The 5,459-nt window shown below is 49.5% G+C and carries 6 protein-coding genes; 4 read left to right on the top strand and 2 right to left on the bottom strand.

The window, feature by feature from the left end; genetic code table 11:
- Positions 1–942, bottom strand: a 942-nt coding sequence (uvrC, locus tag Q0257_RS07930; protein WP_298023740.1) for an excinuclease ABC subunit UvrC, incomplete at its 3' end; no start/stop codon positions are given.
- Positions 923–1,390 carry a hypothetical protein gene (locus Q0257_RS07925; protein ID WP_298023737.1) on the bottom strand — a complete coding sequence of 156 codons (468 nt, stop codon included), beginning with the start codon at positions 1,388–1,390 and terminating at the stop codon, positions 923–925. The genes uvrC and Q0257_RS07925, both read right to left, overlap by 20 nt.
- 225 nt (positions 1,391–1,615) lie before the next feature.
- Between Q0257_RS07925 and guaA the strand changes: the two genes are divergently transcribed.
- From guaA to Q0257_RS07905, 4 genes are all read left to right on the top strand, one after another.
- Positions 1,616–3,151, top strand: coding sequence for a glutamine-hydrolyzing GMP synthase (gene guaA, locus Q0257_RS07920; protein WP_297944047.1), 1,536 nt, complete (start codon positions 1,616–1,618; stop codon positions 3,149–3,151).
- Between the two features lies 1 nt (position 3,152).
- Positions 3,153–3,761: an NAD(P)H-dependent oxidoreductase gene (locus Q0257_RS07915; protein ID WP_298023734.1), complete on the top strand. Its 609-nt coding sequence runs from the start codon at positions 3,153–3,155 to the stop codon at positions 3,759–3,761.
- Between the two features lie 120 nt (positions 3,762–3,881).
- Positions 3,882–4,082 carry a hypothetical protein gene (locus Q0257_RS07910; RefSeq protein WP_298023732.1) on the top strand — a complete coding sequence of 67 codons (201 nt, stop codon included), beginning with the start codon at positions 3,882–3,884 and terminating at the stop codon, positions 4,080–4,082.
- Between the two features lie 232 nt (positions 4,083–4,314).
- Positions 4,315–5,459 (top strand): hypothetical protein (locus Q0257_RS07905; RefSeq protein WP_298023729.1); only part of this gene is annotated, 1,145 nt, incomplete at its 3' end.

Below are 5,459 nucleotides of genomic sequence, written 5' to 3'. Positions count from 1 at the left end.
AGCGCACGCCACGGGAGCCGCGGCCGGAAAGGCGCTTAAGATCATCTGCTTGTAGGCGTTTGCGATATCATCGGCGCTTGGGGCTTTGCAGTTGATTATATGCGAGCTTGAGGCTGAAATTTTACCCTCGCGTATGCTAAAATGCACGGCACAGACGAGCCCGTCGCGTGCGGCAATCGCAAAGACCTCGAAATCATCGAGCTTTGCTAGATCGACCTCAACCTTGACATTCATCTGCTTTAAAATTTCGATCGTATCGCGGATCTGCGCGGCTTCTTCGAAATTTTCGCTCTGTGCTAGCCGCGCCATCCGATCCTGAAGCTGCGGCACCATCTTTTGCGGATTTTTCAAAGCCGCAAGCGCGCTCTGCACGATACGCGCGTAATCCTGCTTTGAAATTTTATCTTCACACGGAGCGGCGCAGCGCCCAATTTGATGGAATAAACAGGCCTTTTTGCCCTTGACGCAATTTTTCTTCTGCACGAGCGGAAACTGCATATAAAGCGTCTGTAAAATTTCCTTCGCGCCGTGAAAATAAGGGCCGAAGTATCTGATGTTTCTGCCCTTTATGATCTTTCGCGTAATCTCAAAGCGCGGGAAATCGTCGTCTAAATTTACGTAAATATATGGATAGGTCTTATCGTCGCGCAGTAGGATGTTGTATTTGGGCTTGAGCTGCTTGATGAAGGAATTTTCTAGTATCAGCGCGTCGCTCTCGCTGGGCGTTACGATGTATTCTAAATGCGCCGCCTCGCTTATCATCTTTGCGATGCGCGCACTTAAGCGCGGACTCGGCGCGAGGGCGGGCGTGAAAGAAAAGTAGCTTTTGACGCGATTTTTTAAAATTTTTGCCTTGCCGACGTATAGCAGCTTGCCCGCGGCGTCGAAGTACTGATACACGCCGGGTGCGGCAGGCAGGCTCTTAATCTCCTCTATTAGCAAGGATCAGCCCTCTTATCTCTTCAAAAATTTTATAAATTTGCGGATCTTGGATTTTGTTTTTAAACTCCCCCTTTGCGCGCTCCAAAGATAAAGCTTCGCCATCCCGGCGCAAATGAGCTTTATAAATTTGCGCCCTTCTTCTGCTCATCACTCTATCTGCTACGAAAAATTTTATCTCGCGCACGCCGCAAAGCTCCGCCGTCTCTCTAGCGGCTACGAAGCGCTTTAATACGTCTTTTATTAAATTTATATTACTATCGCGTTTTAGTTCGCAAAGCCCAGCCGGATGCTTCGCGGCTATCATCAAAATGCCATCTTTGACGTAGATGAAAGCGATCAGCCTTTGCCAACTAAGCGGCAAAATCGCCAGAAACTCGCCTCTTTCTCGCATCTTGGCATATAAAGGATCTTTTCTGATATGAGCGATTATTTCTCTTGCATTTTCCATAGACGGATTTTAGCATTTTTTATCTTAGTTTTGCTTAGCGGCTGCGGATATAAAGCGCCGCCTTTTTACTCGAGCGCAGATGAGCAAACCGCGAACGCAGAGGCATCCGCCGCGGATGGCAACAAAACAAATGACACGAAAGGCAGCGTTAGAATTTTACGCGATAAATAGCCTACTTTTAGCTTTGCTTTGTTATACTTTTAAAAATTTTTACAAAGGAATTTCATGCAAACGGCAGACATTTTAGTGCTGGACTTCGGCTCCCAATACACCCAGCTGATCGCTAGGCGCTTGCGCGAACAAGGCGTTTACACCGAGCTGATCGCATACGACGCACCGATCGATAAGATAAAAGCAAAAAACCCCAAAGGTCTTATTTTAAGCGGCGGCCCCGCTAGCGTTTACGCCAAAGGCGCGTATTTTTGCGACGATAGAATTTTTGAGCTTGGAATTCCAATTTTAGGTATCTGCTACGGCATGCAGCTCATCGCGCATAAATTTGGCGCCAGCGTCGTGCCTGCGGGTAAAAAAGAGTATGGCAAAGCCTCTTTGAAACTGCTTCGCGCTAGCAGGCTATTTGGCGGCGTGGAGGATAACTCTACTGTCTGGATGAGCCACTCGGACAAGGTCGAGAGCCTGCCGGAGGGCTTTGAGGTGATGGCGAGCTCGGACGAGAGTGAGTGGTGCGTATTCGGCGACGAGATCCGTAAAATTTATGCGCTACAGTTTCACCCTGAGGTCTGCCACAGCGAGTTTGGCGATAGAATTTTAAAAAATTTCGCTAAAGAGATCTGCGGAATAACCAGCACTTGGAATATGGGCAGCTTCGCCAAAGAGCAGATGATCAAAATAAAAGAGCGCGTAGGCAGCGCTAAAGTACTTTGCGCGGTAAGCGGCGGCGTGGATAGCTCGGTCGTAGCGGCGCTTTTGGCGCATGCGGTGCCGCAGAGCCTAATAGCGGTTTTCGTCGATAACGGACTACTCCGCACGGGCGAGCGCAAGGCGGTAGAGGAGATGTTTAGGCTCAAACTCGGCGTGAGCTTAGACGTGATCGATGCTAGCGAGCTATTTTTAAGCAGGCTGAAAGGGGTGGTCGATCCGGAGCAAAAACGCAAAATCATCGGCGCGACCTTCATTGAGGTTTTCAGCAAAGAAGCGGCAAAACACAAAAACGTAAAATTTCTAGCCCAAGGCACGCTCTATACCGACATCATCGAAAGCTCGGTCGCAGGCTCAAGCAAGACGATCAAAAGCCATCACAACGTAGGCGGCCTGCCTAAAGATATGAAATTTGAACTGATCGAGCCTCTGCGCGAAATTTTTAAGGACGAAGTGCGCCAGCTGGGACTCGAACTAGGCCTTTCGCGCGAAGTCGTTTTCCGCCATCCGTTCCCGGGTCCGGGTCTTGCGATCCGCATAATGGGCGAGGTAAATACGCCAAGCCTTGAGCTACTACGCAAAGCCGACGTGATCCTGCGCGACGAGCTAAAATCAAGCGGCTGGTATAACAAAACGTGGCAGGCGTTTTGCGTGTTGCTAAACGTGCACTCCGTAGGCGTTATGGGCGATAACCGCACCTACGAAAACGCCGTGTGCGTGCGCGTAGTGGACGCTAGCGACGGCATGACGGCTAGCTTCTCGCGCTTGCCGTACGACCTGCTAGAAAACGTCTCTCGACGCATCATAAACGAAGTAGACGGCATCAACCGTGTAGTTTACGACATCTCGAGCAAACCGCCCGCAACGATAGAGTGGGAGTAAGATGAAACAAATCTGCATCATTTTAGCGCATCCTTACGAGAGAAGTCTAAATGCGGCTATTGCAAACGCAGCGGCAGAAAAGCTGCAAAATAGCGGCTACGAGGTTAAATTTCACGATCTATATAAGGAGAAATTTAACCCAATCCTTAGCGGCACCGAGCTCGTGAGCGACGAAAGCGACGACGAGCTGTTAAAAGCGCATCAAAAAGATATCGCAAACGCCCACGGCATCGTGATTGTCCATCCGAACTGGTGGGGCGAGCCGCCCGCCATCCTCAAGGGCTGGATTGACCGTGTGCTAAGGCAGAGAGTAGCCTACGATTTTGCGCCGGGCGATAACGGCGGCGGGCTTCCGATAGGGCTTTTAAAGGCTAAAGCCGCCGTAGTTTTCAACACCTCCAACACCCCCGAGGCCAGAGAAAACGAGATATTCGGCGATCCGCTGGAAAGAATTTGGAAAAACTGCATTTTTGATTTTTGCGGCGTGAAAACCTTTGAGCGGCTGATGTTTAGAGTGGTCGCAGATAGCGACGAGGTCAAGCGAAAGGTCTGGTTAGAGCAGGTAGCGCAGACGCTGGATAGGTACTTTCCGAAGCAGATATCGCTTTAGATTTAAAATGCACTGCTCGCAAAATCCGAACGGCATAGAATTTGACTGCCTATTTAAACAGATGCGCGCCGAATTCGCTCGCACATTTGGCGCAAAATCTATGAAATTTAGGAGGTAATCATGCTTAGATTAATCGCTGCGATGGCGATTTTAGCGGCTCTCATATACTTCGTCATGGGAGGCGGCGGCAAAAAGACGATCAAGGATTACAAAAATTTCAGCCGCGAGGAGCTGGAGACTTTATGCCTCGAAAAGAACGATAAAATCGCCTGCCAGCGTATCGCCGTGGACTATATCAAAGAAAATGAACCGCGCAAATGATCGAATTTTGCGCGGTTAAATTTCTTTCTAGCCCGGTCCAAACGCTGCGCGGATAAATTTGCCCGCAAAGCACGGCTGAAATGCCGATTTGACCGGTACCGAGCGCCGCGCAAATAGCGTAAATTTAAAAGCAATAATTCAAGTATTAGCATGCGCGCCGATAAAACCGCTAGCGCAAATTAAAAGCGATAAATCGCGCTGTGTTCTTACGCGCAGACGGAAGGAGCGACGGATGAAAATTTTATGGCAAAGTAGGCTTCAAAACAGACTTCGCGATATCGGCGAAAACGTCCTGATAAAGGGCGATCGCGCATTTTACGCAGGCGATAACGACGAGCAAAAGCAGATGAAGCTTAGAAAATTTTCGCTTGCAAGCGGCGAGCAGCTAGCCGGCACGCCTTTCCGCGATTTTACCCGCGCCGCGACCTTTGACGATGACGGCCGCACGCTCGTAGTTTTGGGCTTTGTAGACACGATTTATAAATTTAACGCCGCAGATCTCGCACTAATCTCAAAGCACAAGAAGGGCGTGCTAAAATACGGCAATTTTATCGCGCTAAGTAGCAAGGACGGTGATAAAAAGGCTATTACGACGACAGACGACACGCTTTTTATTTACGATTTTAAGACGCAGACGGGCATACGAAAGCAATTAAAGGGCTGTGCGGCGATTTTTAAGCAAGATGAGCTAAATTTCTTGATTTTTACGCGCTCGGGTCAAATTTACGGCTTGAATTTGAGCAGTTGCGAGCTTAAAATCATTACTAAAACTTGCCCTATGACGCAGGCGCAGCGCGTAGAAGGCAGATATTGCATTCGCGTGGGCGAGGCTGGCGAAAACGGCGAAATAGAGGGTGCTAACGAACTTGTTTTTACGGACGCAAATTTTAACGTTAAATTCCGCGTGAAACTGGACTTTGATTTCGATAAATTCGAGCTTGCGGCAGGTGGATCAGACGGCTGGCGCGGATACTTTATAAACGAGCCGAATGAGCTGAGAGTTCTTGATCTGCGTAGCGAAGCGGGCGGCTTCGAGCACGGCGGCTCGGGCGACCTCGAGAGCGGCGAGCACGACGGCTCGGGCGAATTTACGCAGGGCAAGGCGAGCAAATCCAGGTGCGAAGCGATGGATAAATTTGAGCAAAATGAGCCCGTCCGATATCTCGCGACAAAGCCTGTTTTGACGCATAAATTTAAACAAAAGGGCGCGAGAATTTTAGGCGTCGTTACGGCTGCTTCTTGCCGGGCTGCGAGCGCAAAATACGAAGCGGAGCAAAAGGGCACATTTGCCGAGCAAAATTTAATGCCCGAAAGCGGCCGTGGTATCGAAAACCGTGAATATTCACTCCTCGCTCCCGGTAAAAATGAAAAACGCAG

This window comes from uncultured Campylobacter sp. (assembly GCF_938018035.1).
Classification (GTDB): Bacteria; Campylobacterota; Campylobacteria; order Campylobacterales; family Campylobacteraceae; genus Campylobacter_B.
Note: the sequence above shows the minus strand (reverse complement) of the source record. Positions and strands in the feature narration are given on the sequence as shown.

Bases quoted from the DNA above. Each gene is read 5' to 3' on its own strand.
- Q0257_RS07925 (WP_298023737.1), bottom strand. From the start codon at position 1,390: ATGGAAAATGCAAGAGAAATAATCGCTCATATCAGAAAAGATCCTTTA.
- guaA (WP_297944047.1), top strand. From the start codon at position 1,616: ATGCAAACGGCAGACATTTTAGTGCTGGACTTCGGCTCCCAATACACC.
- Q0257_RS07915 (WP_298023734.1), top strand. From the start codon at position 3,153: ATGAAACAAATCTGCATCATTTTAGCGCATCCTTACGAGAGAAGTCTA.
- Q0257_RS07910 (WP_298023732.1), top strand. From the start codon at position 3,882: ATGCTTAGATTAATCGCTGCGATGGCGATTTTAGCGGCTCTCATATAC.